Origin of the sequence: Reichenbachiella agariperforans (assembly GCF_900142205.1) — a bacterium.
In the GTDB taxonomy this organism is placed as follows: domain Bacteria; phylum Bacteroidota; class Bacteroidia; order Cytophagales; family Cyclobacteriaceae; genus Reichenbachiella; species Reichenbachiella agariperforans.
The window spans coordinates 341,654-368,059 of record NZ_FRAA01000003.1 but is presented as its reverse complement, the minus strand read 5'-3'; the positions used below and the strand labels follow the sequence as shown (position 1 = coordinate 368,059).

The window sequence follows — 26,406 nt, the reverse complement described above, 5'->3', positions numbered from 1 at the left end:
ATGAAGAATATAAAATATACAGTGATAGCATGTCTATCGATGCTCGTATTAGGTACATATTCATGCGGTACACTAGACGAAGAGCCTGTAGGGTTATTGGCACCTGAGGCGGTTTATAAGACACCACAGGATGTAGCCAATGGCGTTAGTGGAGGATACTCTCTGCTGGCACATGAGAACTTCATGGGGAGAAAAATATCTCTTTCACTAATCCTGAGAGGGGATATGGTCACGATCGGTGATATGACTACCTCTTCTGCACGTATCGAAGTGGATCAGATGGCTATGAGTGCGAACAGTGGGATGGTTGGTAGCTTTTGGCCTATGGGGTACCAGATATTGGCAGCAGTCAATTACGCCATTGAAGGAGGAGAAGGCTTGGATGCGCCAGAGGATCAGATCAATCCAGTGATAGCCGAAGGACGCTTTTTGCGGGCCTATGTTCATTACAATTTTGTTCGTCTATTTGGAGAGATTCCTTACATTGATTTTGCTTTTTCGGATGCTGATTTAGCCTACACATTGCCTCAGAGTGCTGAGTCAGATGTGTATGAAGGAATCATAGAGGATCTAGAATATGCCAAACAATGGTTGCCTGATGTCCCGACGATGAGGTCTAGACCTGGCAAAGGTACTGCTGCGGGTTTTTTGGCTTCTGTGCATTTGACGCGAGGCGATTGGTCTGATGCTTATGATGAAGCTAAATACGTGATAGACAACAGTGGCAAGTTTATGTACAATCTGGAAGCAGATTATGCAGCACTATATGACCCGTCATTGCCTAATGCATCTAACGAAGTGATGTTCGAAGTGAATTTTGTAGGGAATGATGCTGCTGGTAACCCGGGTTCTCTAGGGGGAGCCAATGCTGCCACCGACTACTTGGCTTCTGTCACAGGACCGAGAGGTGATGAGCGCTTTTCGACAGGAGAAGGCTGGAGTGTGGCTGTGCCTGCTTTAAATGTATTCGAGGACTGGGATGCACAGGACTACCGTCGTGCTGTGAGTTTTGATACTTTACTGATTTATCAAGGGGTATCAACTCCTTATACCTCATGGGAGAATATTGCTCGAAACGTATCTAGACCACATATCGCAAAATATTTTCGTGCATCTGGTGAGGCAGGTACTTTGTCTGGCAATAATGGTAGAGATTCTGACGTAGATTTTCCTGTGATGCGCTATGCTGAGGTGCTGTTGATAGCTGCCGAAGCGTTGAACGAGATGAATTCAGGAGCTAATGCTGAAGCGGAAGGTTATATCAATGAGATACGGATGAGAGCGCGTAGAGAGTTGGATGGTGATGTGTCTAATGATAGTGCTGTACCAGCCAATGTAGCGACAGGGATGTCTGTTGACGCATTTCGAGACGAAGTATTGGAGGAGCGTAGATTGGAGCTAGCATTCGAAGGAGGTAGATGGTATGACATTCAGAGAAGGCAGTTGGGAGCAGAGGTATTTGGTGCTACTGGACGAGAACCACAGAGTTTTAATCCAGCAAAAGATTATTTATTTCCTAAATATCAAGCGGATGTGGATAGAAACCCGAACTTGGATCAAAACGATAATTACTAATGATAAAAACAAGAATTTTATTTGTACTGATTTTAGCGATTGCCCTAGGGTGTGAGGAAAATACCCAGCAGGATAGCAAAGAAAAAGATGAGACAACAAATTCTTTAACAGTGAAACCGAGCTTAAGTGCTCGGTTTCACTATCTACTCAACTATGAAGTGGATTCTACGAAGTTTCCTAGGAGTTTAGAGGAGAATAAAGAAGTGAGAGGTGTAGGATCCTCGGATTGGACGAGCGGTTTTTTTCCTGGCTCGATGATTTATTTGTATCATTTGACGGGAGAGAAAAAATATCTCGATCGCGCAGAGCAGTGGATTCCTTTCATGGAAAGGGAGCAATGGAATGGCCGTACCCATGATATGGGGTTCAAGGTCTACAGTAGTATCGGTAAGGCGTATGAGATTACCCAAAACGAGCATTACAAAGCAGTGCTGATCCAAAGTGCCAAGACACTGATGACCCGTTTTGATCCTAAGGTTGGATGCATCAAATCATGGGATTTTGGCCAAGATAGATGGCAGTATCCTGTGATCATTGACAACATGCTCAATCTAGAGTTGCTCTTTCAGGCGACGCGTCTGACAGGAGACAGTAGCTATCATCAGGCCGCCGTATCACATGCGACGCTGACGATGGAGAATCATTTCCGTTCAGACAACAGTAGCTACCATGTAGTGGACTATGATGTAGAGACAGGACAACCTGTACAGAAGATCACCCACCAAGGCTTGAACGATGAGTCGGTCTGGTCGAGAGGTCAGGGTTGGGGACTCTATGGGTTTGTGATGGCTTATCGATATACTCAAAATCCAGCATTCTTAGCGCAAGCGGAACAAATCGCGGATTACCTCATGACCTTGGACAATTTGCCAGAGGATAAAATTTTCTACTGGGATATGAAAGATCCGAGTATTCCAGATGCACCGAGAGATGCTTCGGCAGCAGCGGTCATTGCTTCTGCATTATTGGAGCTAAACGAGAACACTACGGACGAGCGATATGCACCTTTTGCATTGGCTATTTTGGATGCAATGGATTCGGAGGCTTATATACTACCTGCAGGTTTGACCGTGCCATTTTTGCTAGGTCATAGCACGGGCAACTACCCAAAGGATGATGAGATAGATCAGCCGATCGCCTATGCAGATTATTACTTTTTGGAGGCACTCTATCGGTCGATGCGTTCGGGACAGTAGTATAGTGTAGTTGTTTGTCCGAGAGAGATTAATGAATAATTATCCTGAAAGGCGTATTTCGGGAGTAAAATCAATGAAATGAAGAGAATATTAGGAATTATGCTTGGCGTACTGATCGCATACGGAGGCTGGGCAATGGAGAGAGAGAAAAGCAAGTTTAATTCCGATTGGGACTATCTAGAGCAGCCTGTATCTACATGGGTAGAAGCGAATCAGCAGGCAGGATGGGAGCGGATCGACCTCCCTCATACTTGGAATGCTACTGACGTGATGGACCAGGCTCCTGGATACAGACGAAATGCCAGCTGGTACAAAAAGTCGTTTGAGGTAGAGCGTTTGTCTGAGGGTGATAGGTATTTCCTTTATTTCGAAGGAGCGAATATTACTACGGAGGTATACATCAATGGCAACTTGGCAACTACTCATATCGGCGGATATATAGGCTTTGAGGCAGAGATGACGACTTATTTGGTGGAAGGGGTTAATACCGTGAGCGTACGAGTAGACAACAGCTATGATCGCCAAATCATTCCTTCTCAGAAATCTGATTTCTTCATCTATGGTGGCATCACACGTGATGTCTGGCTGGTCAAGACCCACAAGACACGGGTATCTTCTGTGCAGGTTTCCACACCAGTAGTGAGTGAAAGTAGTGCATCTACTCTGATAGATGTCACATTAGATGGAACTGAAACGACTGCTTATACAGTCAGAACGAGAGTCACTGATCCAAAAGGGAAAGTGGTCTATGACCAAGAGACGGCAGCCAAAGCGACACAGTCTATTGATTTTGAGATCAGAAAACCAAAACTATGGGACGTGAACAATCCGCAACTGTACCAAGTGCAAGTAGAGTTGATCAAGGATGGAAAAGTGGTCGATACAGTCGATGACCGCTACGGCTATCGCTGGTTCGAATTTACCCAAAATGGCCCTTTTTATCTCAATGGTAAACGGCTCTTGCTGCGTGGTACGCATCGCCATGAGGAGTCTGCTGGGATCGGTGCAGCTCTTCCTAATGAAATGCACCGTCAGGATATGGAGATGATCAAAGGCATGGGGGCGAATTTCGTTCGCTTGGCACACTATCCACAAGATCCAGAAATCTACAAAGCCTGTGATGAGCTAGGTATTCTAGTCTGGGATGAATTGCCGTGGTGTCGCGGAGGAGTAGGAGACGATACGTGGAAAACCAATACGAAGAATCTACTCACTGAAATGATCGATCAGAATTACAACCACCCAAGTGTGATTCTGTGGTCATTGGGCAATGAAATCTATTGGCTGCCAGATTTTGAAAACGGAGATGACGAGGAGGAGATCAATGCGTTTTTATCCGAGCTCAATGACCTATCGCATGAACTTGACCCTAGCAGAAAGACTTCCATTCGCAAGTATTACGCAGGTGCTGATATCGTCGATGTGTTCAGTCCGTCGATTTGGTCTGGTTGGTACTCTGGCACATACAAGGGCTATGAAAATGCGCTCGAAAAGTCACTGGCCAAATATGATCATTTCCTACACATGGAGTATGGAGGGTCAAGTTTCGTCGGTCGACATAGCGAAAATCCGATCACTGGAGATGGTGAGATCAGTGCTGGAGATTGGGAAGAACCCATCAATCAGGTGGAGTATCCCAATATTGCCAATGATGGTGACTGGAGCGAAAACTACATCGTAGATTTATTTGATTGGTATTTATCCATTTCTGAATCTCATGACCAGTTCGCAGGGTCGGCACAGTGGGCTTTCAAGGATTTCGGGACGCCACTTAGGCCTGAAAATGACATTCCCTATCTCAACGAAAAGGGACTCGCCGACCGGTCGGGAAAGCCCAAAGATGCCTATTATGTATTCAAGAGCTACTGGTCAGATGAGCCTTTTGTTTACATCGAATCCCACACGTGGACTGAGCGATCTGGTCCAGAAGGGAAAACTAAAAATATATCTGTATTCAGCAACAACGAGACGGTAGAGTTGATATTGAATGGCAAGAGCCTCGGCAAGAAAACAAGAGACATGAGCCAGTATCCAGCCTGTGGGCTCAATTGGGATGTGGAATTTCAGGAGGGTGAGAATGTCTTCGAGGCGATAGGATACAAGGGTAGAAAAGTGATTGCTGCCGATTCTTTGGTAGTCAGCTATAGTTTCGAGCAGGCTGGCGCACCTGATCAGATTGTGTTAGCAGCCGAGCGTCTAGACAATGGACACTATCTCGTCAGTGCCAGAGCTATAGACAAGAAAGGGTTGCGTTGTTTGGACTATGAGGATAGAGCCTACTTTCAATGTTTGGCTGGAGGAGAACTTGTCAAAGATCAGGGGACACCTACAGGTAGCGAAGTGATCAATATGGCCAATGGACGAGCTGCGATAGAGGTAATCCCCGACCCGAAGAGCAAGAAACTGGTGATGGGCGTCTACAACCAGAACTTCAAAGGGACTTATTTAGAAATAGACCTTAAGGATATTAATCCTTAAGTCTTCTAGATATACTAGAGCCAACTGTGCCGACCAAACCGATTCATTATTCAACCTCCCGAATAAGTCACTAGATTCATTCGAGAACAAAGAGATAGCAGATGAAAAGACTAATACTATTATGTGTAGCGACTTGGTGTGTCCTCAGTGTACAGGCTCAAGTCGCCCCGATATGGGAAAATTACCTCAGTGATCGGGCTGCGGGGATTACGCCGGAGTTGTATGACTACTCCTATGCAGGGTATCATTTTTCTGAAAAGGAAATACCTGATGTATCAGCTTGGACGCAGTTCGATGTGACAGACTATGGTGCTGATGGCACTGATGAGGATTATGATGATGAATCCATACAAGCCGCGATAGATGCCGCACAGCTGCATGACGGCCCAGCGGTAGTATATTTCCCGTCTGGTAGATTCATCGTGAGTCCTGACAATGATGTCAATCAATTTTTGCGCATCACGAGGGACTCTATCGTGCTCAAAGGAAGTGGTAGTGGAGATGGAGGGACAGAGATTTTTATGGATCAAATGCGTGTCAAAAATGGTCACTGGCAGTTTCGTTTCGAACCCAGCGATATACAAGCGACTTTCTTGACGGTACTAGATGCGCCAGCTAGCCGAGGGGACAGGAGTGTGGTCGTGGCGGATGCTAGTTCCTTAGAACCTGGGATGGCGATTTATCTCAGTCATAAGAGTGAAGCGTTTGCTCGTGCGCACTTTGACCCGCTGGAGCTGTCGGATGATTGGACGCGTCTGTTTGGGGTGATAGGAGGGATGACGCTACAAGAGCCACACCTCATCGCATCGATCAGTGGCAACCGAGTGACTTTTCAAAACCCTTTACAAATCGACTTGCCCACACTGGAGGAGGACTATCAGGTACGAAGCTTACCCGTGATCAAAGAAGTAGGAATTGAAGGTATTTTGTTTGTCTCCGATTGGGAAAACTATGAAGAGGAGTTTGTGCATCACAAAGACGATATCCATGACTATGCATGGAACGCCATTCAATTCAATAACACGCAGAATGGATGGTTGCGCAATTGCGAATTTAGAAGTTGGAATCAAGTCGTCGATGTACGACAGTCCATCGGAGTGACGATAGAGAATGTGACGATTTCGGGCAAGAAGGGACACGCGTCGTTCCTAACCCGTCGTGGGTATGGATTACTTGTCAAAGACTGTGTTGACGAGGCAAGTCAACACCATGGCCCTGGGACGGGCTACTCGGGTGTCAATACGGTCTATCTTAGATGTCAAATGCAGACGGATCAGTCCTTTGATAGTCACAGTGGGCAGCCTTATGCTACGCTGGTAGACAATGTCACTGGAGGTGTATTCAACAAGAATGGCGGGCCACATGAGAGTTATCCGCACCACGCCAGAGGCTTAACTTTTTGGAATTTCAAGCACAATGCCTCGGGCAACATCGGTTATGATTTTTGGAGTCTTTCGCGCAATGGCAATACTTATGCGGATCCTTATTTCGTAGGTTTCCAGCCCAATACGGATGTGAACCTGACAGATACAGGTCTCAACCAACTCGAAGGACAGCAAGTAGAACCCGCCTCGTTATTTGATGCGCAGTTACAGTTGAGGCTAGAGGAGCAAGCGACCTTGCCTCAGGTGTATTTTGTTTCTCCAGGACACGGAGATCATCTAGATATCGGGTCGGATCAGGTGGTGACAGTGACTGCCGAAGATCCCGATGGTAGCATCTCAGCGGTTAGACTTTTTGTCAACGGCGTAGCATTGCGCACCATCGATACGGCACCTTATGTATGGGGTGAAGACGAAGCGTTGGATCCAGCATTGTTTGATCTGGATGCAGGAGCGCTGGAGCTCAAAGTAGAGGCTGAGGACGATGATGGAAATATAGTTACCGAAACAATAGATGTGTCAGTAGGGTACGTCCCAGAGGTGCAGATCGTGAAGCCTGATTCGGATGAAATCATAGGGTTAGGAACACCTGTCGTGGTGGAGGCAAGCGCCAGCGACGAAGATGGTACGGTCGAGTCAGTGACGCTATACCTAGATGGGGAGATGGTCAGTAGCCTGACGACTGCACCCTATGTCTGGTCGGAGATCGATGCACTTGACCAACTCGACGCGGGCCAGTATATGCTGAGAGTGGAGGCGCTGGATAACGATGGATTAACGTTCTCAGTAGAGCAGCAGCTCGTTATCAATGCGCTACCAGAAGTGAGTTTTGTCACACCAGCAGCGGACGCGGTGTTGCCAGTGGGTAGCAGTGTCCAAGTAGAAATCAATGCTACAGATACCGATGGTACGATAGCTAGGGTTGATTTATACTTGGACGGAACGTTTTACAGAGAGGAAATCAATCCCCCTTTCATCTGGGGGGAGCGTATTGATTTGGATCCAGAATTGTTCGGTATGGCTGCTGGGGTCTATGAACTAATGGCAGTAGCTACGGATGATATAGGGAGTACATCCAGTGCTACGATCAGTGTAGCGGTAGAGGCAGAGGTATTGTCTGCTAAAAGTGATTTAGATGCTGTTTTGGTCTATCCCAATCCTGTAACTGACCTATTGACACTGGACACAAGTACTACGATACAGCAGGTCAAAATGATGGATGCCACAGGAAGGTTGCAGACGCTAATTATATCAGATGCTACTACGTCTCGACACCTAGCGATCGATACCAAGCAGTTGGACCGAGGCGTGTATTTCCTCCAAGTCAAAACAGCAACAGATCAGCAGGTCGTTAAAGTGATCAAACAATAGGAAATATGATGAATAAAGAGACGAGAGCATTAGTTTTTTTAGGATGTGTAATGATTTTTTGCCAGTCTGTTTCCGCTCAGCAGCTGCCAGAGATATTGACGGACCATGCCTTGCAAGAGGAGGTGTACCTGCCTGATTATTCTTATGCGGGCTACCATTTTGGAGAAGATGCCGTTGCGACTGATGCTAGCGATGTGGTGTTGCATGTTACGGACTTTGGTGCTGTGGCGGATGATGGTCTGGATGATAGTCAAGCGGTACAGCGTGCAATGGATGCAGCGAATCAAACGGATGAATCTGTCACAATTCAGTTTCCAGCAGGGCGCTTTATCTTGAGCGATATTCTTTATATCACACGAAGCAACCTCCAACTCAAGGGGGCGGGTAGTGCTATGGGCGGTACAACGCTATATTACCCACGCCCGATGCGCTACTTTGATGATCCTGAGCCACTCACAGAGCTACGTGAGTACTTGGTGGAGCTGGACAAGCGTCAGCGCGAACCTGAGAATAATTTGGACCTCCCGTTCTCACAGTATGCCTGGTCTGGCGGCATGATATGGGTAGCAGTGCCAGGCGCACGGGTCAAATCATATCTAGACAAGTACGATCAGAAACCTAAAGTACTTGCTAAGCTTTTGGAAGGAAAACGAGGGGAACACCAAATTAAGGTGGCGTCTGCAAATAAACTGGCTGTGGGGGATGTCGTTCAGATCGAATGGTACAATAAGGAAGGCAAAGAAGGATCGCTGATTCGGTCTATGTACGACTCGGTACAACTGAAGGTCGGTTCGCACCATTGGAATTACCCCAGTCACGCGCTAGTCATGCAACAGGTGCAGATCACGGCGATTCGTGGTGATCAAGTCACGATCAAAGCCCCCTTGCTTCACGATCTGAGACGAGCATGGCAGCCCGTGATGGTGGAGTGGCAGCACCTGGAAGAAGTCGGGATCGCGCACTTCAACATTGAGTTTCCTATGGCTCCCAATATCGCCCACCATGTGGAGGATGGGTACAACGCCATCTACCTCACCAATCTGTTCAATGGCTGGGTTCGGGATGTAAAAATCAAGAATGCGGATAGTGGAATCCTGACAGAGCAAATCTCCAATGTAACCATCGAATCGATCGAAACCACGGGAGACAAGAAAGCCCACTACAGTGTAGCGATGGGCAGCGTGCACAACGTGCTGGTGCGTGACCTGACTGTGCGCAATCGCGTAATGCATCCGCTGAGTTTCAATACTCACGCCACCAAGAGCGTCTATACCCATTGTACGGTATATCGCGATCCAGTATTGGATCAGCATTCGGGAGCCAATCACCAAAATCTATTTGATGACATCACGGTCTATATTGATTTGGATCAGGACGAGTATCCGCTTTTTGCAGGCGGAGGAGCGGGTTATTGGAAGCCATCTCATGGTGCATTTACCACTTTTTGGAATATCGATGTGCGTTTTGGCAATGGGATGGACCGTAAACAACCCGTACTGCTCAATGGCATGAAAGATGGTCCGTCTGTGCGATTGATCGGAGTGCATGGCAATCGTGACCTCACAATCAACTACCAGCCCAACCCCTATATCGCAGCGACCAACGATCCTATGATTTTGGTGCCATCATTGTACAACTATCAACTCCAGCAGAGAACGAGGTAAGAACTAAGGGCTACCTATTCAGTAAATAACAGTTAGGGTTGTTGGTCTTAGGATCGACAACCCTTTTTGATGCTCTGCTGTCTCTTGTGTCAGTAGCTCTACTCCGGTGATTGGCTAGTATGCCAGTGATATTCCTGTATCAAGCAAGTGAAATAAGTCTAGGCTTTGTTCCCCATTTCCTTGATCATCTTGATGGAAACTAGAGCGAGTACAACTCCCACTAGTCCGATGATGCTCCATATCAAATATATGTTTTCGAAGAGGCTAACGGACTTCTGAGCAGTTGGGCTATTGCCTGAGATATGATGAATCGGCGATAAGTGAGCGAGTGCTAGGTCGCTAGGGATTTGGTCTTTAAAAGCTGCCAGATCATAGATCGGTGCATAGAGGTTCTGATCTCCAAATTTGATGAGGTAAGAGTGGTCCGGAGAGAGTTTGGCAATAGCGTATTGATTCAAAAAGGAAGCAGTCACCTGTTCGACTTGCAGTGGCTGATTGTCCTGGTTGTCGATTTGTATTTGTAGCTCTTTGGCTTGGGTACTGCCTATATTGATGCTGTTTTCACTAGACGAATTAAACGCTGTGCGACCGATTTGGTGTAGTGTGTAGCCTGCTTTGTCACCGTTACTCTTTGTGTTTTTTAGGATGAAGATTCGAGCGTCACGAGAGTAATACTCGGCTCCTTTGATGTTGACATGTAGGTTCTCTAGATAAACCTCTCTAGGCATAGCCAGTGTGATATAGGAGTGGTTCGCACTGTCTAGTTGGCTCTTGATAGGGAAGTCAAAACGCGTAGAGAGTCCTTGTTTTACCTCGGTGGCGTAGTATCCTACTTTCAAGATATGTATTGGATCCTTTAGGTTGTCATCAATTTCTAACTTGAAGTAGGGGTAATTGCTGAGTGGAAAACGAAGGACATTCGAATCTGTCGTATGGTCAGTGCTATGCATGGCCTGTAGCAGGTAGTCGTTTTTGATGGCAAACCAATCCTTTTGATCGTGACTACCACTCAATCTAGCTCGTTTTTTTACCTCTGTGTTTTCGACAATGATGTGGATCTCATGGATAGACTCTTGGTGTGTGTTTTTGAATATGAGGTACGAGGTACTGTCTTTTTCATGTTCTCGTTCTATAATTTCATAAGCACGGAATTCTTGATGTGAAGATCGAGCAGACTCCCTTTGGATGAAGTAGGGTTGTTGTACTCCCGCTTCATCATATATTCTTAGATCAGATAGATTGCTATTTGCCATTCCGAGTAGTTCGGGAGACAAGAGTATCTTATGATATCCGTCTGTCGAAACGGGCTCTATCTCTGTCGTATGTGTAAAGTCCTGTGCATAGATCACTGAAGACCAAAGCAAGCAGATTGCGCAACTAATCTTTCTTTTCATCATCTTGAATTATGAATTTTAGTTTCTGATATAGAAATGAAACCAATAATAGAATCACTCCTAAGAGTATGAATGATATGATCTTTCCAGTAGAATTCCCAGCTAGATCGTAGAAGAACAATTTGATCGTCGTGATCGAGAATATAACCAATGAAGCCAGACGGAGTGTCTTGAGTTTGAATTTCATTCCCAGTATCATCAGTGCCAAGGCAGAAATTGCCCAGACGATAGGGTAGGCATGTTTGACAGCATGTGTGTAGGCGATAGCCTCTTCGGTATTGCCGATGTTGCCTTGGCTGAGGACTGAGATGTGACCTACTTCGATCGAGCAAACGAAAAGGCAAATGAATGCTAGTAGCCATAGGGCGATGCTTCCATTCTTGGATTTGAATCCAAATTCAACATAAATCTCTCTGTATAGGTTGATCAGTATCAAGATGAATAGTACGAGCAAAACATAATGTGCAAAATACCCCGTAGATGTAGCATATTGATTGCTTATATATAGATCTCTGGCGAACGAAATATAATGAAGGTAAGCGGTCAAGTATGAGATTACCACGGCGATGGACAAGCCAGCGATTACTTTGCGCTGTAAATCACTAGGCTTGAAGTACTGGTAGACCATCAGTCCAAGCACAAAGGAAAAGTTGTATATACCTAGCAAGATCATTCTATAGGTATAGGCTAATTCGAACTGAATAAATTGGTAGTCTAGTTCAAGAAAGAACCCACCATAGACTATTAAGATGAAAAGTACTTTGACGTATAGAGGTCTCCATACCAATTGTGTTTTTGGGAATACAAAGTCTTGCTGTCTTTTCATCAAGCCGAGTGTGGCGAAAAGTGCCCCCATGGATATGAAGGATGTGATGAAAACTTTATTCAGAAACACCCGCATGGATGAGTCTGAGTACATGATGTAGTTTTGTTGCCAATCTATCAGTAAGCTTATAGTCATGAGTAGCGAGATAAGGATAGAGGCTAAGTTCATGAGTTTGATCTGGGATTTTTGGGCAAGCCATAACAATAGAACGCTTTCGAGTGCCCAAAACAGCGTGATGAAATTCCCTTTGAGTTGGATTGGAGCGACTAGAGTCAAAAATGTAAGGACAAGTCCGATCAATAGATAGATGAGGTTTTTGTCTATTTCTTTTCGCTTATACAATACATAGGCAAACCCAAAATTGAATAGCGCAACGAGCCCTGTGAACAATCCGCTGTACAACCCACCTTTGTAGCCCTGTGTCAGGGCTATCCCAAATCCAAAATAGATAGAAGAGTTACTCAATAGCATTCCAATTTCTGGCCACTTGAATGCTCTTTTGTTCTTTACATTGTAGACAATGCTCATGACAAAGAAGATCAGATAAAAGGCAGTGAGAAACAGGAATAATTCGCCATTCGCTGTGGTGATATAGTTTAACTCATTGTTGATATAAACACCCGAGAATAAAATATAGGTGAACCCATAGGTGAGGTAATTGACGATGTTCCACTTTTTGAAGTAAACCAAAGTCAACATGCCGATATCAAGGATCAATATATAGGCGAATAGCGTGACAATATCACCCGAACCTGTGCTGATAAAAAACGGAGTGCCAAAGCCACCAATGAGTGCCAAGACGGCCAATGATTTGCGATCGTAGGAGACTGACAGGAGAACGCCAAAGGCAGTAATTAGCACCATGATGATGAAGGCAGCAACCTGTGGCAATAGTCCGTATTCGTGAAAGGCCAAGGCAATTGTGAAGTATAAAACCGCCAAAGCACCACCTATAAGTATGGAACTGAATTTGGAAAAGGAATGTCGTAAATAATGTGCTAAACCGATCATCGCTCCACCGATCAAAACACCGATAGCTACTCGTAGACCTTCGGTGATTACACCGCTATCGACCCCAAGCTTGACAAGGAATCCCATGCCAATCACGAATATCACAATACCGATTTTGCTCAATAGATTTTCTCCAATGAAACGCTCTAGGTCAGGGTTTCGCTCCATGAACGAAGGCTTAGGAGGACGCGGAGGTGTTGTAGGTTTGATGATTGGTGATGCCGCTGCTATAGGAGTAGATTGTTTGTGGACTATTTCCGGGGCTACTGGTTCTTCGACTGCTTCGGGTTTTTTCTCCTCTGTGTCGATAGGGTTCTCTGGAGCAGGCTTTTTGAGGTTGATCTCGTCTTCTATCGCCGCGATGATGTCACGGGAGTCTACTGGAGGTTTTTTTGGTTTGTCAACATTGCCCGAAGAAGGGTCGTTTTCCAATTGACTCTTCAGTTCATCTAGTTTTTGGTCTATGCTGTTTACCTGCCCTTTGAGTTTGTAAATCATCACTGTCAATACAAACAATATCAATACAGCTATTATTTCCATAGTTTTTAGGTCAATTAGGTTTGTTTGAATTTGCAGGGTGTTTACGCCGTGCAAATAACTGTTGTTTAGTTGGTTGCTCATGGGTGATTTGATCACCTACGAACCTTTTGAGTTTTTGTAGCTACAGTCCTAGTGATTTACGGTACTGTTTTCCCAGAATAACCGTGATCAACTTCAAAGGCAGGACTTTCATGAAGGCAAAGGCCACTCGGTTCATGAAGCCCGGTACATAGTTGTGTTTTCCTGTTATGAAGCAATGGATGGCTTCTCGTGTCGCTGTTTGTACAGGCATGAGCCATTTTTGTAGGTCTTTGAAACCGTCCGCAGTGGTCATGTCTGTAGCGATTCCTCCTGGGCTGAATACACTGAGTGTCAGTTGCGGGTTTCGGATTTCTAGCGCTACGCTGTTGATGAAGTTGGTAATGAAGCCTTTGGTGCCTGAGTATAGCGCTTGGTAGGGAGTCGGGTAGTGCGCTGCTAGGCTGGAGATGACCATGATTTTGCCGGGCTTTTGCGTTTGTTCGAAGTGACGGACAAAGTGGCTGGCGAGTTTGGTGGTACTGATCACATTCAGGTTGAGGATCTGAGCGATTTGTGACTCTTCTAGTTGGGCGTGTTCACCGAGGTAGGTCATACCTGCATTGAGTATTGCACCATGAAATTCTTCTTTGGCGATGCATTGTTCTGCTACACGGTGCGTCTCCTCTGGGTTGGTCAGGTCTGCAGTGATTGTATCAACAGAAACCTCGGATGAGGCTAAAATATTTTCCTTCAATGAGGCAAGTCGATCAGCACGACGAGCGACTAAGATCAAATTGGCTTGGTGTTTAGTCGCGAGGTATTTGGCCATTTCGAACCCTAAACCTGAGGAGGCTCCAGTGATCAAGATCCATTTGTGAGTGAGTGCTGTCATAGGGGTGTACATTTGGAGAGGCTAAGATGAAATAAAAAGGCGCACATTACAAGTGTGCGCCTTTTCTGTGTTTTGACTATTTACGTTTAACCATTCTTTTTGGCCCAGTTGTCTCGTAGCGTCACCGTACGATTGATCGTTGGCTTGCTGGCCTCCGAGTCTTTATCGATGATGAAGTAGCCCATGCGCTCGAACTGAAACTGTGTACCAGGAGCCATGTCTTGGACTGATGGTTCAGCGACTGCATGAGGCATGATGGTCAGGGACTCTGGGTTCAGATGGTTGCGGTAGTCGTCCTCGATTGTGTTCAAGTTTTCGGTCTTGAACAGTCGGTCGTAGAGTCTTACTTCTGTCTGTATGCCTTTGGCAGCATCTACCCATCCGAGCGTTCCTTTGACTTTTTTGCCTGTATTATCTTGCCCGCTTTTGGTAGCAGGGTCGTACTCACAGTAGACTTCTTCGATCTCACCAGCTTCGTTTTTCTTGAAGCCCGTGCACTTCACGATGTAAGCGTATTTGAGGCGAACCTCTCTGTCTGGTCCTAGACGGAAAAACTTCTTTGGTGGCTCTTCCATGAAATCACCACGCTCGATGTAGATCTCACTTGAGAATGGAATCTTACGTTTGCCTGCTGATTCGTCTTCTGGATTGTTGACTGCATCGAGTTCTTCGGTTTGTCCCTCAGGGTAGTTGGTGATGATCAGTTTGATCGGATCCAATACGCCGAGTACACGGTTGGCTTTCTTGTTTAAGTCCTCGCGCACGCTGAACTCCAGCAAGGCTACATCACTGATGCCGTTACGTTTGGCTACCCCGATCTTGTCTGCGAAGCTGCGGATAGATTCTGGGGTATAGCCACGTCTTCGGATGCCAGAGATGGTAGGCATGCGGGGATCGTCCCAGCCATCTACATGGCCTTCCTCTACGAGTTCGCGAAGTTTTCTTTTGCTGACGATGGTGTAGCCCAGGTTGAGTCGGGCAAACTCCGTCTGCTCAGATTTGTATATGCCTAGGTTTTCGATGAACCAATCGTACAGCGGTCTGTGTGCTGCAAACTCCAGCGTACAGAGTGAGTGTGTGATCTTCTCCAACGAATCAGATTGCCCGTGAGCAAAATCATAGGTAGGGTAGATGCACCATTTGTCACCGGTACGGTGGTGTGCCATTTTTTTGATGCGGTAGATGACTGGGTCACGCATCTGCATGATCGATGAAGTCATGTCGATGTTGGCACGGAGTACGTGCGATCCTTCGTCACATTTGCCGGCCTTCATGTCTTCGAATATTTGAAGATTTTCCTCCACCGATCTGCTTCTGAAGGGACTCGGTTGACCCGGTTGGTTTGGTGTACCTCGTTGTGCACTGATCTCTTCAGCAGACTGATCGTCGATGTAGGCTTTGCCTTCCTTGATCAACTGTACGGCGAAGGCATACAGCTGGTCGAAGTAGTCCGAAGCGTAGTATTCTCTATCGCCCCAGTCATAGCCGAGCCATTTGATGTCTTCTTTGATTGAGTCTACATATTCTGTGTCCTCTTTCTCAGGGTTGGTGTCGTCGAATCGTAGGTTACAAAGCCCGTTGTATTTTTCGGCCAGACCGAAATTCAAACAGATAGACTTGGCATGCCCGATGTGGAGGTATCCATTCGGCTCGGGAGGGAAGCGCGTATGCACGCGTGATTCGTTTTTTCCTTCCTTGATATCTTTTTCGATCATTTGCTCAATGAAATTGAGCGTTTCCTTTTCGGTACTCATGTTACTAGTATTGAACCTTGGGCCGTGGCTTTATCAGTTAATGGGAAATAGAAAAACGGTGTGCGAGAGGAAGGGTGTTCCTGCCTATTTAGTCACATCCATTTTTCAAAGAATTTTATGTAATCTAGATACTTTTCATCTGACGAATCGTGGCTTTCGGGTCGGGTGTATTGTATATCCCAGACCCAGAGACGATGATGTCAGTACCTGCGTCTATGACTTGTTTGATGTTGTCTAGTTTGACCCCTCCATCGATTTCTATCTCGATGTGTTCTAGGTGTTTTTGGATCAGTAGATCCTTGAGTCGAGCGATTTTGTCTAGTGTAGACGGTATTAGACTTTGCCCCCCAAACCCAGGGTTGACAGACATGATCAGTACAAAATCCACGTCTGGGAGAATGTCTTCGATCGCCGAGAGTGGTGTGTGTGGGTTGAGGACGACACCAGCTCTTTTGCCTAGACCTTTGATGAGCTGTATGCTGCGGTGTAGGTGTGGGCACGCCTCTACATGTACACTGATCCAATCTGCACCGGCCTCAGCAAATGCCGGGATATAATTGTCTGCATTTTCGATCATCAAATGCACATCGATCGGTAGTTGGGTACACTTTCGGATGCTGTTGAGTACGAGAGGTCCTATGGTGATATTAGGGACGAAATGACCGTCCATGACGTCATAGTGGATTACATCGGCACCTCCTTCGTCTACCATGACGATGTCTGTACCTAGTTTAGAAAAGTCAGCAGAGAGGATGGAGGGAGCTATTTGAATCTGTTTTTGCATGGGCTTAATTTTGTGCAAATATATACGTGGCTCACCTTTTCTCATTTATTAAAATTCACTTTCTTCTATTCACCCATTATTTAGTTAATTTGCGCTCTCAAAGGGATGAATCGAAATGTTCATCCTTTTTATTGTAACTATATGAAGTCCTTGGGAATAAAAAGAAAGACTAAGACAAAGTACAAGCCAATCCTCAAAAACAATAAGACTTGGCCTGTCATGCAAATGGCAAAAAAGAGGAAGGAGTTTGTTCATCTGGTAACGGAGGAGAGCTTTGACAATCTTTTGGAGTTGAGAAGAGGGAAATCGCTCAAGGAGGAGTTAGAGATGACGATCTTTCGGGAGAGACAGCGCGTCAAAAACAACCCGTGGAAAGTTGATCCCGATGATGACTACTCCTACTGGGAAGGGCAAAATGAGAAACTCGTGGGAGTGGATGCATTGCCGGAAGAAGAGCAAGAGCCACGACTCAAAGAAATTCTCAGAGATGTAGTCGATAGATATAGCAACGAAATAGCGGGGCATTTTAACCCCTCTCACTATAACGTCACTCGTACGCTGGTGACCATCGGTTTTGGTAGATTGCTCAATGCAGCACGTGTCAAAGGTCCTTGGTCGGTATTTAGCAATCAACTCGACCTAGATGATAAAATTCATGTCAAGGGCAAGCTGGACGAACTCCGAAAGTTGGCTAAAATAGGTACTGTCGTGATGGTGCCTACCCACTACAGCAACTTGGATTCGGTATTGATCGGCTGGGTGATACAGCATTTGGGTCTCCCGCCATTCATCTATGGCGCAGGACTAAACCTGTTCAATCTCAAGATATTCGCTTATTTCATGAATAGCGTCGGGGCATATAAGGTGGACAGGCGCAAGAAAAACCCACTCTATCTCGAAACACTCAAATCCTACTCAACCATAGCGATTCGTGAGGGATGCCACAGTTTGTTCTTCCCAGGAGGGACTCGCTCTAGAAGTGGCAAGATCGAAAAATCACTAAAGCTTGGACTACTCGGTACGGCCATCGAGGCGCAGCGTCAAGTATTTCAAAGTGAGGAGGAGGATCAAAATAAAGTCTTTGTGGTTCCTGTTGCCATCAACTATCACTTTGTGCTAGAAGCACCGAGTTTGATCAACGACTACCTGAAGAGGAAAGGGCAGCAGCGCTACTATGAGGAAAATGATGAGTTCACGACCTCTTATAAGATATCAAAGTTCTTGCTCAAGTTCTTTACCAAAGGATCGGATATCTCTGTGTCGATAGGAGATGCACTGGATGTATTGGGCAACCATGTAGATGCAAAGGGCAATAGCCTCGACAAGCAGGGAGAGGTGATCGATATCAAGGACTATTTCAAGTCCAACGGGGAGGTCACCGAAAACCATCAGCGCGAGCAGGAGTACAACCGTATCCTAGGAAAGAAAATCGTAGAGGAGTACCACAAGCATAACCGCGTGTTCTCTAGTCATCTGGTGGCCTATGTGGCATTTAGGATGCTGGGTAGAATACACAAACATCTCGACCTCTATGGCCTACTCAGACTGCAGGACGATGATTTGGTGATCGATTATGAAGTGTTCAAAAAGCAGTTTGTAGTCATCCTCGACGAGCTGAAAAAGCTCAATGCACAGAATGAGGTTGGCCTTGCGGATCATCTGTTAGGAGACATAGATGGTGTGATTACGCATGGATTGAAAAATCTAGGCATGTACCATGCCGTGATCCCTGTGGTCAAAAACAAGAAAGGAAATATCAAAGTACAGAGCATGAACTTGTTGTACTACTACCATAACAAACTACAAGGCTATGATCTCGAAAAGTTCTTCTAGGCGGCTGGTAGGAGTGATAGGCGCGGGTAGTTTCGGTACTGCGATAGCCAATATTTTGGCAGAAAAGAGTGATGTGCTACTCTATGTCCGAGACAAAGAAAAAGCCAAAGCGATCATGACGGATCGTGTCAGCTCGTCTCAGCATTTGGAAGAGAATATCACCATTGTCACGAGTTTAGAGGAGATAGGCAACAGCTGTGAGATCATCTTTCCGATCGTCCCCTCGGCGAATTTTCGGTCGATGATTCGCGACTTGGCACCTTACCTCAAACCCTATCATGTATTGATACATGGGACCAAGGGGCTCGATCTCAATATCCCAGAGGGAACTGTCATCACCAAAGAAAACCCGCTCTCTCGAAAGCATGTGCGGACGATGAGTGAGGTGATACTAGAAGAGACCTCTGTACTGCGTGTAGGGTGTCTGGCTGGTCCCAATCTGGCCAAAGAAATAGAACAACGCCAACCTGCAGCGACTGTCGTAGCGAGTCACTTTGAGGAGGTGATCGACGAAGGACAAAAGCTCCTCAAGAACGACCGGTTCATGATCTATGGCAGCAATGACCTCATCGGTATCGAACTTTGTGGAGTGCTAAAAAACATCATTGCGATAGGCTCAGGAGCGGTGAGTGGTATGGGACTGGGCGAGAATGCCCGTTCGCTGTTGATCAGTCGTGGACTGGTCGAAATGATCCATATCGGCAATGCCCTCGGAGGCAATACCAAAGCTTTCATTGGGTTGGCAGGGGTAGGAGATTTGATCGCTACCTGTACCTCTAGTCTCAGTAGAAACTACACAGTAGGTTATCGTCTGGCAAAGGGCGAAACCATCGATCAGATCAAAGGCTCTATGGAAGAAGTCGCCGAAGGGATCAATACGATACAGATCATCAAAGAACTAGCGGATAGCCTCAATATCCGTGTCCCCATCACAGAGACCCTACACAAAATCATCCACGGCAAGATGACAGTGGCCGAGTCACACACCTACTTTATGAAGTTTCCCTTCCGTGCGGAGATTGATTTTATTTGAGTCGTAGCGTCTGCTAGGTGTGGTGTGGGTAGAATATATACCTGTATGACTGGACTGGTATGCGTGACTAGTTGGTGTCAGGTGATGCCAAATCAAAGCGTGTAGATAATTGGCGCAATCTGCCCCGCTACTATCCGCCGCACCCCTCTGGTCTTAGTGGACACTAAGACCTAAAACATAGAAGGGCGTCCCCGATGTATGAGTGATGCAATAAGAGATGATCAGCCTGTGATGAAGATCGTAGCGGGCGCTACGAACAGAGGAGGAATAGGTCTTTGCCATTCTGAAAGGGTTTGTGTTTAGATTTCTCCTAAATCGTCCCAAACCCTTCTTGAAAATGCTGTTTACAAAGCCTGGAGAGGGTTTTTATCCTCCTTTTTTAAACACGTGTGTTTGCTCGATCAAACACATGTGTTTCGAGCGCCAAACACGTGTGTTTCGACGGCCAAACACGTGTGTTTGTTTTGACGAGTATTTGTAGTCCTTTCATCCCCAACTTTTAGGGTCTCCCATAGCTGCTTTCGCTCGGCCGTAACATCCGCTAAGATCTAAAATGTGAAGGGTTTGTACTTAAACCATAAGACTGGGTCTGGATTATTGCCAGAGCGTACGCTGGGAATTAAATGACATTGAGGGGAGCTGTTTGTGATCGAGTGGACGCTCTTCTGATGGATAGGTCTTAGTAGGTGCTACGACCAGAGGGCTTTGTACTTCTTGATATTGTAAGCTTCCCCTCAAAAAAGAGGAAGCTTACTGAAGTATAATGTTAATTATAAACACAAGTAGCCTCAACAAAAGCGATAGACCCTTTACTTTCCCAATTCTCTAACCAATAACTATTAATGTCATCTTTATTTGCTGTTATGGTTTTCGTTATTGTCCCTCCACTATTAAACTCTTGAACAGTCATATAACTTGAGCTTTCATCTCCACGGAAATAAATGTCAATTCCTTTGTAAGAAAAATCGGAATCAATCCCCCCATTAGCAGGTTCTATAGTAGCCTCTACAGTTATAGATGTTGAAGTTTCGTTAATTATACAAGCTTTTTGTCTTATCCCTGCTGATGAAATATCACCACTAACTCCACTGTTACCCAAGCATTCGGTTAGGTAGTAATGCCAATCAGTACAGTCTTCCGAATTATCATCATCATCATCTTCATCTTCTTCTTTCTCTTTGTAGATTCCTACATCTTCAAAAGAATCCTCTCTAGGGGCCCATTCGTACCTTCTATTGTTTTCAAATGTTACCGTTTTCTTAAACCCAACGGCTTTTACATCTTCATTATTGGCTAACTTAGATAAAGCATCCCACTCATCTTCCCCTTCAGCGTAAGTATATATATATGAAACAATAACAGGTTTATTAGGGGAAACCTTACCAGAAAAGTTAGACCAATACAATAGTGCTGTATTAAGACTTGTACTTATATAAACTTCTTCACCTCCTTCATTAGACAAGTATAAATCTCCTTCATCAAAGTCTTTAAAGGCAATGATGTTGTCAGGATTTTCCTTTTGAATATCTGCAGTAGAAATTTCAGGGTTGATGATTTCCAAATAGTTAACCTTATCTATAAGATCATCCTCTTCATTATTACACGATATTAAAAAGACTGACAGGGCAATAAACAGAGTTGTTAGTTTTATTGTTTTTTTCATAGTTGTTTTAATGTGTTAATAAGCCCAAAATTGTCGCTCCTTTTTATGAAGAGGAATACCGAATATTTAGTATTTTTCCTTAAGCAAAATAATGTTACCCCAATCGTCCTCGTCTGTGAAGAGGATGCTGTGGTAGAGCATTTGCAATGTGATCAAAAGCAGGGGTAAGGAGATTCGCTTTTTTGATTATATTTCATAGATGCCTAGAGATAGATACATAATAGCAGATCAACAAGCCATATACTGTCTGATATTTACTGTGGTGGATTGGGTTGCTGTTTTTACCCGAAAGGAACATAGATTGAAAATAGTAGAAAGCCAACCTCTGGAAGGAGGGTTGTCATGCTGAAACAAACAAGTTCTTGGATGAGAAGCTAGATTATGTCTATAGGAGTGCCAGTGTACTATTGTGGGGAATCGGCGAACTAGATATCAGTTATGTGTAATCGAGCGGACGCTCTTCTGATGGATAGGTCTTAGCAGATACTAAGACCAAAGGGGAAACTGTTCGCATAAATTGATAAAGAATGGATATTCAGAACAAAATATTAAAAGCAGCGGCCGATTTATCTAAAGAATTGGGTCAAGCGAGAAAAGATTTTACTCGGAATCTGATAACAATTAGCACTGGGTTTTTAGCATTATTCATTGGGTTGAAATCGGATAGCATTGAAAACGAATGTGCGAAATATTTTTTTTTAGCCACTATAATTCTACTGGTGCTAGGAATATTATTCTCTACTATTAGCCTATATCAAGAAATATACTTCATAAGAAAAAATGAAAGATTTTTGAAAAAGAAGCTCAATGAACACCTAGAAGGTAAGCTAATAGAGGAAATCCTATTCAATTATACGGATAAACCATGGTTTATCCGAGCCTGTGAATTTATTGGATATGCTGCATTTATATTATCCACCTTTGTTTTAATTGGATATGTTTACTTCTTAGAATGAGTCTAAAAAGACCCAATCGTCCTCGTCTGTGAAGAGGATGCTGTGGTAGAGCATTTGCAATGCGATCAAAAGCAGGGGTAAGGAGATTCACATTTTTGATTAGCTTTTATAGATGCCTAGAGATAGATACATAATCGCAGATCAACAAGCCATATACTTTCTGACATTTAATGTGGTGGATTGGGTTGCTGTTTTTACCCGAAAGGAACATAGATTGAAAATAGTAGAAAGCCTATCCTACTGCCAATCACACAAGTATTGATTCTATCAAGTTTTACTCTAAAATCACCAGAGACATTCCCGTAAGTAAGCCTTACCCTCAAATTACGCTACCTTTTCCATCGCTTCTATCCGCTGCTGTAGGCTGGGGTGTGAGTAGTTCACGAAGACATAGGCTGGGTGTGGAGTCAGGTTGCCTAGATTGGTGGCGGTGAGCTTTTTGAGGGCGCTGATGAGTGGTTTACGGTCGTAGGTGCGTACGGCATATTCGTCTGCTTCGTACTCATTTTTCCTGCTCAGTAGATTCATCAAGATACCGATGACGGTTGAGACTGGCGAGAACAGCATGCCGAATGCCAGTACGTTGATGTGCATGCTGGTGGAGTTAGCGCCTAGCGCCCAGGACACTTTGGAGCTAGAGATCAACAGCGAAAGCAACCAGAGCATGAATCCGATCTGAGCCACACTCAGGATCATAGACCAGACGATGTGTTTCTTCTTGTAGTGTCCTACTTCGTGGGCGAGTACAGCGACGAGTTCTTCTTCGCTGTGTTGATCGATGAGCGTATCGTAGAGTACTACTTTTTTCTTTTTGCCTAGCTCGCTAAAGAAAGCATTGGCTTTGGAGGATCTTTTGGAGCCATCGATCACGAAGATATTGTTGAGCGAGAAGCCAACTTTTTGGCTGTAGTGCGTGATGGCATCTTTGAGAGTTCCATCGCCCAGAGGAGTGAGTTTGTTGAACAGCGGGATGATTAGTGAAGTGTAGAACATGTTGATGAAGACCATCAGTACGGCTGCTACGATCCAGAAATAAATCCAGAACGTCTGTGGGAATAGTGCGACGAGCGCAATGAAGACACCCACGATTATACCACCGACGATGAGGGTCATGAGCCAGCCTTTGAGTTTGTCTAGGACGAAAGTCTTAGCAGTGGTTTTGTTGAATCCGAATTTTTCTTCAATCACAAAAGTGCCATAGATGTCGAAAGGGAGTCCCAAAATATCCGAAGCAAAGTACAAGATGCCAAAGAAGTAGAGTGACGATAGGTATTCGACTGGGGCAATGGCGCGAACTTGCGCATCCAACCAGCCAAATATGCCAAACCAGAGCATGGCGAGCATCACGGCGAAACTCAAGGTACTGCTAATCGCAGAGAACTTGAACACAGCAGTTTGGTAGCGCTGTGACTCGGCGTACTGTTCTTCATCGTAGATTCCTGTCAGTGATGCAGGGATCGGTTTTTTGCGACTCTTGTTGTTGAGGATGCCGAGGACTTTGTTGAAGACAAAGTCAAAAATGGTGATGCCGATGATCAGGTATAGAATCGTTTCGCTAGTCATACTTTCGTGTTTGTGGCAAAACTAAGAAAATACAGCGAAGGATTAATTCTTCGGTAGTATCCATTCGTTGTGTCCCCAGTAGTTCCATTTGGCCTGAGCCAGATCTACAGTCGGATCGATGAATGGCGCATATTCTCCTCGGTTGATTCTCACTTTGCTACCGATGAAATAAACCTCTGGGTGTGCTATACCTTTGGTTTGATAGTCCGCTTTGAGTATTTGAGCGAATTGCCAAGCGAAATCAGGGAAAGCACTGACGCTGTAGCGTTGCTTGGTACTGAGGTAGTCACGTTGACGGATGCTGTAGTTTTTTCCTGTATCGGGATCATGCACTTGAAAGAGCCCTTGACCATAGCGAGACCTTAGCATCATGCGCCAGCTGAGTCTATGACCTTCTTCGGTCCATAGCACATCGCCCGGGATGTGATGATGTCGCAGCGGGAGATAGATCTGCCATAGAAAATACCCTACGAAACAGTACATGATCCAGCGGTTCGACTGATGAGACTGTGTTTTGAGGGTAGGGCTGGTAGCAAAGAAAGTTGTCTGGATTTGCTTGGGATCAAAAAAGAATATGGCCAACGCCACGACCATGTAGGGAAATATCCCGATCTGAAACACTGCGGAGTTGAAGAGGTTAAAAGATATTAGACCTACAAAAGCCATCTTTCTAGTTCTCTTCCAGAGCAATAGAGGGCAGATCAGTGCATCGAACAATATCCCCGAGTAGGTCACAAACGCCTGAAACCAGGGTTTGATGAGTAGTGGGCCGATGAGGAAATAATCTCCTTTGGAGGCGAACTTCATCGTGATGAAATCTCCTGATATCCAGCTGTCAGAGAATTTGGCAACTGCCGCATAACTAAACACGACAAAGAGCTGCACGATAAAAAACAATCGATACCAATTGGGAGCATCGTATCGTGTGATACCACTAAGCCTACTGTCTAGTGATTTGCGCTGGTGTGGGTTGATCAATGCCATGAACCAGCAGAGTAGGACTGCTAGATAGTAGTGGTTGTTGTAGCTAGACTTTTGCATGAAGTAGCACCCCGTCCAGAGTAGCGCAAGCGCTAGAGAACTCCAGCGGTATTGGTAGCCTGCCGCGACCATCAGACTAGCGATTCCCATCACGACGAAATAGTAATACATGCCATCTCCCGGTAGTGGATGCAACCAGTCTACCCAGATGAATGGAAAATGATGTTCAGGGTCTATAAAGACTTTTTTGACCCAGCCTGTACCAATCGCACCAAAGGATTCGGTAGCCATGAGTAAACCAAAGAGTATCCTGAATAAGACGATCTGGCTGTTGTCAATAGGTCTGAAAAATTCAGTCCGAAACTTGGCGAGCATCTGCTAGAAGATTACAGGGACGGGACATTTGAGCTCTCTCACATCGCGAGAGGGCTTGCGAGGATCCCCCAGTCTAAAGGTGTATATAATCGATACTTCGTGCGCTCCACCCGTGTTGATGCCGAGGCTAGATAGGGTGTAGTCAAAACTATAGCCGAAGGTGAGGCTTTTTTGGGTGACCCCAAACATGAAGATGAGTGATTCACTGTTAGTGCCACTGCCTTCTGGGGTTTTGATTGGAATCCCTCGATACCATAGACCGAAGATGACAGGCTGTAATGTGAAGTACATCCCTAAGTCTAGTTGGTCAAATTCACCTTGGCTTCTATAGTTGAACGTAGGAGAGATGCTTCTTTCCATGCCTTTGGCTGTTTCACCTCTTTTGTATCCCGTCTGGATCGGGATTTTGTATCCCCCATGAAACGATAATTTGCGAGGCAGCGGACTGCCATCTCCTAGGAACGATTGGTCAGGTTCTCGGATATGATGCATCGCTGCGCCAAACCAGATCCTCTCCGAATAGACGAGACCACCTAGCCCCATGTCAAAATAGCTTACTTTGCCTGCTCCATCAAACTGCTCCGCAGTTGGGTTGCCATTGAGGCCATTGTTGTCCAACTGATCACCAAAGGTCAGGCGGTTGAAATTCAAATCTCGTAGCGTGTAGGATGCTTGGATGGCTGGACGAAAAGTCCATTTGTAGTTGACATTGACCTGATAGGCGTATTGTAGGGCGATCTCTGTAGAAGTTAGTCCTGCGATACCTTCACGATCTGAGGTGATGAGGAGCCCGACGCTGCTGTTTTTTTCGTCAAAGTTATTGTCAACGTAAGCCGAGAAAGTCTCGAAACTTGCGTCGATCGAGGGCCATTGGTTGCGGTAGTTGACTCCTGCCCGCCCGATCTGATTGACCCCTGCCAAAGCGGGGTTTAGATACAATGGAGCTGCATAGTACTGCGAAAACTGCGGGTCTTGACCGTAGCTGTCTACTGAAATCAGTAAAGTTGAAACCAAAAAAAAGACGAGGACTTTCCTGAGCATAGGGTTAAATTTCGAGACTATACCGTGTAATAATAGAATCGTTGCAAAATAGAAAATATTGTAGCAATAAAGA

17 protein-coding genes are annotated in these 26,406 nt (G+C 45.3%); 8 read left to right on the top strand and 9 right to left on the bottom strand.

Annotation, left to right across the window (positions count from 1 at the left end):
- The 5 genes from BUB99_RS10720 (at nt 1) to BUB99_RS10700 (ending at nt 9,666) form a co-directional block, all read left to right on the top strand.
- Complete coding sequence (locus BUB99_RS10720) at nt 1–1,575, top strand: RagB/SusD family nutrient uptake outer membrane protein (protein WP_073122333.1); 1,575 nt, start codon at nt 1–3, stop codon at nt 1,573–1,575.
- Entirely contained in the window at nt 1,575–2,771 is a 1,197-nt protein-coding gene (locus BUB99_RS10715) for a glycoside hydrolase family 88 protein (protein WP_073122331.1), read from the top strand. Before BUB99_RS10720 ends, BUB99_RS10715 begins: the two co-directional genes overlap by 1 nt.
- Nucleotides 2,772–2,849: 78 nt before the next feature.
- On the top strand, nt 2,850–5,249 hold the full coding sequence (locus BUB99_RS10710; RefSeq protein WP_073122329.1) for a glycoside hydrolase family 2 protein: 2,400 nt from the start codon (nt 2,850–2,852) through the stop codon (nt 5,247–5,249).
- 101 nt (nt 5,250–5,350) lie between these two features.
- Complete coding sequence (locus BUB99_RS10705; RefSeq protein ID WP_073122328.1) at nt 5,351–8,002, top strand: DUF4955 domain-containing protein; 2,652 nt, start codon at nt 5,351–5,353, stop codon at nt 8,000–8,002.
- Nucleotides 8,003–8,007: 5 nt separating this feature from the next.
- Nucleotides 8,008–9,666: a glycoside hydrolase family 55 protein gene (locus BUB99_RS10700; protein WP_221407500.1), complete on the top strand. Its 1,659-nt coding sequence runs from the start codon at nt 8,008–8,010 to the stop codon at nt 9,664–9,666.
- A gap of 158 nt (nt 9,667–9,824) precedes the next feature.
- Here the strand turns inward: BUB99_RS10700 and BUB99_RS10695 are convergent, their stop codons facing one another.
- From BUB99_RS10695 to rpe, 5 genes are all read right to left on the bottom strand, one after another.
- Nucleotides 9,825–11,063 (bottom strand): hypothetical protein, encoded by a 1,239-nt coding sequence (locus BUB99_RS10695; RefSeq protein WP_139280974.1) that lies wholly within the window; start codon nt 11,061–11,063, stop codon nt 9,825–9,827.
- A complete protein-coding gene (locus BUB99_RS10690) occupies nt 11,044–13,437 on the bottom strand; it encodes a DUF2339 domain-containing protein (protein WP_170863779.1) in 2,394 nt (797 codons plus the stop codon). The genes BUB99_RS10695 and BUB99_RS10690 overlap by 20 nt, the downstream gene beginning before the upstream one ends.
- Before the next feature lie 121 nt (nt 13,438–13,558).
- The gene (locus BUB99_RS10685) at nt 13,559–14,350 is read right to left on the bottom strand and encodes an SDR family NAD(P)-dependent oxidoreductase (protein WP_170863778.1); all 792 of its coding nucleotides are present in this window, start codon (nt 14,348–14,350) and stop codon (nt 13,559–13,561) included.
- Nucleotides 14,351–14,436: 86 nt separating this feature from the next.
- Entirely contained in the window at nt 14,437–16,104 is a 1,668-nt protein-coding gene (locus BUB99_RS10680) for a glutamine--tRNA ligase/YqeY domain fusion protein (RefSeq protein WP_073122323.1), read from the bottom strand.
- Nucleotides 16,105–16,228: 124 nt separating this feature from the next.
- Nucleotides 16,229–16,888 carry a ribulose-phosphate 3-epimerase gene (rpe, locus tag BUB99_RS10675; RefSeq protein ID WP_073122554.1) on the bottom strand — a complete coding sequence of 220 codons (660 nt, stop codon included), beginning with the start codon at nt 16,886–16,888 and terminating at the stop codon, nt 16,229–16,231.
- Nucleotides 16,889–17,113: 225 nt separating this feature from the next.
- Between rpe and BUB99_RS10670 the strand changes: the two genes are divergently transcribed.
- Together BUB99_RS10670 and BUB99_RS10665 are read left to right on the top strand one after the other, a co-directional pair.
- Nucleotides 17,114–18,721 carry a 1-acyl-sn-glycerol-3-phosphate acyltransferase gene (locus BUB99_RS10670; RefSeq protein ID WP_245816827.1) on the top strand — a complete coding sequence of 536 codons (1,608 nt, stop codon included), beginning with the start codon at nt 17,114–17,116 and terminating at the stop codon, nt 18,719–18,721.
- Nucleotides 18,699–19,754, top strand: a complete 1,056-nt coding sequence (locus tag BUB99_RS10665) for an NAD(P)H-dependent glycerol-3-phosphate dehydrogenase (RefSeq protein WP_073122320.1) — start codon at nt 18,699–18,701, stop codon at nt 19,752–19,754. The genes BUB99_RS10670 and BUB99_RS10665 overlap by 23 nt, the downstream gene beginning before the upstream one ends.
- Before the next feature lie 766 nt (nt 19,755–20,520).
- Here BUB99_RS10665 and BUB99_RS10660 read toward each other — a convergent pair.
- On the bottom strand, nt 20,521–21,417 hold the full coding sequence (locus tag BUB99_RS10660) for a hypothetical protein (protein ID WP_073122318.1): 897 nt from the start codon (nt 21,415–21,417) through the stop codon (nt 20,521–20,523).
- Between the two features lie 527 nt (nt 21,418–21,944).
- Here BUB99_RS10660 and BUB99_RS10655 point away from each other — a divergent pair.
- Nucleotides 21,945–22,373, top strand: coding sequence for a hypothetical protein (locus BUB99_RS10655; RefSeq protein WP_073122316.1), 429 nt, complete (start codon nt 21,945–21,947; stop codon nt 22,371–22,373).
- 324 nt (nt 22,374–22,697) lie between these two features.
- On the opposite strand, the gene BUB99_RS10650 is transcribed toward BUB99_RS10655, so the two are convergent.
- Genes BUB99_RS10650 through BUB99_RS10640 form a run of 3 tightly spaced genes read right to left on the bottom strand, consistent with a single transcriptional unit; the run spans nt 22,698 to nt 26,333 of the window.
- Nucleotides 22,698–23,936 carry a M48 family metallopeptidase gene (locus BUB99_RS10650; RefSeq protein ID WP_073122314.1) on the bottom strand — a complete coding sequence of 413 codons (1,239 nt, stop codon included), beginning with the start codon at nt 23,934–23,936 and terminating at the stop codon, nt 22,698–22,700.
- A 42-nt stretch (nt 23,937–23,978) separates the two neighbouring features.
- Nucleotides 23,979–25,292: an HTTM domain-containing protein gene (locus BUB99_RS10645; protein WP_073122313.1), complete on the bottom strand. Its 1,314-nt coding sequence runs from the start codon at nt 25,290–25,292 to the stop codon at nt 23,979–23,981.
- A gap of 3 nt (nt 25,293–25,295) precedes the next feature.
- Nucleotides 25,296–26,333 carry a PorP/SprF family type IX secretion system membrane protein gene (locus BUB99_RS10640; RefSeq protein ID WP_073122311.1) on the bottom strand — a complete coding sequence of 346 codons (1,038 nt, stop codon included), beginning with the start codon at nt 26,331–26,333 and terminating at the stop codon, nt 25,296–25,298.
- Between the last annotated feature and the right edge of the window lie 73 nt (nt 26,334–26,406).

Coding starts and splice junctions, on each gene's coding strand:
- BUB99_RS10720 (WP_073122333.1), top strand. CDS start 1: ATGAAGAATATAAAATATACAGTGATAGCATGTCTATCGATGCTCGTA.
- BUB99_RS10715 (WP_073122331.1), top strand. CDS start 1,575: ATGATAAAAACAAGAATTTTATTTGTACTGATTTTAGCGATTGCCCTA.
- BUB99_RS10710 (WP_073122329.1), top strand. CDS start 2,850: ATGAAGAGAATATTAGGAATTATGCTTGGCGTACTGATCGCATACGGA.
- BUB99_RS10705 (WP_073122328.1), top strand. CDS start 5,351: ATGAAAAGACTAATACTATTATGTGTAGCGACTTGGTGTGTCCTCAGT.
- BUB99_RS10700 (WP_221407500.1), top strand. CDS start 8,008: ATGATGAATAAAGAGACGAGAGCATTAGTTTTTTTAGGATGTGTAATG.
- BUB99_RS10695 (WP_139280974.1), bottom strand. CDS start 11,063: ATGATGAAAAGAAAGATTAGTTGCGCAATCTGCTTGCTTTGGTCTTCA.
- BUB99_RS10690 (WP_170863779.1), bottom strand. CDS start 13,437: ATGGAAATAATAGCTGTATTGATATTGTTTGTATTGACAGTGATGATT.
- BUB99_RS10685 (WP_170863778.1), bottom strand. CDS start 14,350: ATGACAGCACTCACTCACAAATGGATCTTGATCACTGGAGCCTCCTCA.
- BUB99_RS10680 (WP_073122323.1), bottom strand. CDS start 16,104: ATGAGTACCGAAAAGGAAACGCTCAATTTCATTGAGCAAATGATCGAA.
- rpe (WP_073122554.1), bottom strand. CDS start 16,888: ATGCAAAAACAGATTCAAATAGCTCCCTCCATCCTCTCTGCTGACTTT.
- BUB99_RS10670 (WP_245816827.1), top strand. CDS start 17,114: ATGGCAAAAAAGAGGAAGGAGTTTGTTCATCTGGTAACGGAGGAGAGC.
- BUB99_RS10665 (WP_073122320.1), top strand. CDS start 18,699: ATGATCTCGAAAAGTTCTTCTAGGCGGCTGGTAGGAGTGATAGGCGCG.
- BUB99_RS10660 (WP_073122318.1), bottom strand. CDS start 21,417: ATGAAAAAAACAATAAAACTAACAACTCTGTTTATTGCCCTGTCAGTC.
- BUB99_RS10655 (WP_073122316.1), top strand. CDS start 21,945: ATGGATATTCAGAACAAAATATTAAAAGCAGCGGCCGATTTATCTAAA.
- BUB99_RS10650 (WP_073122314.1), bottom strand. CDS start 23,936: ATGACTAGCGAAACGATTCTATACCTGATCATCGGCATCACCATTTTT.
- BUB99_RS10645 (WP_073122313.1), bottom strand. CDS start 25,292: ATGCTCGCCAAGTTTCGGACTGAATTTTTCAGACCTATTGACAACAGC.
- BUB99_RS10640 (WP_073122311.1), bottom strand. CDS start 26,333: ATGCTCAGGAAAGTCCTCGTCTTTTTTTTGGTTTCAACTTTACTGATT.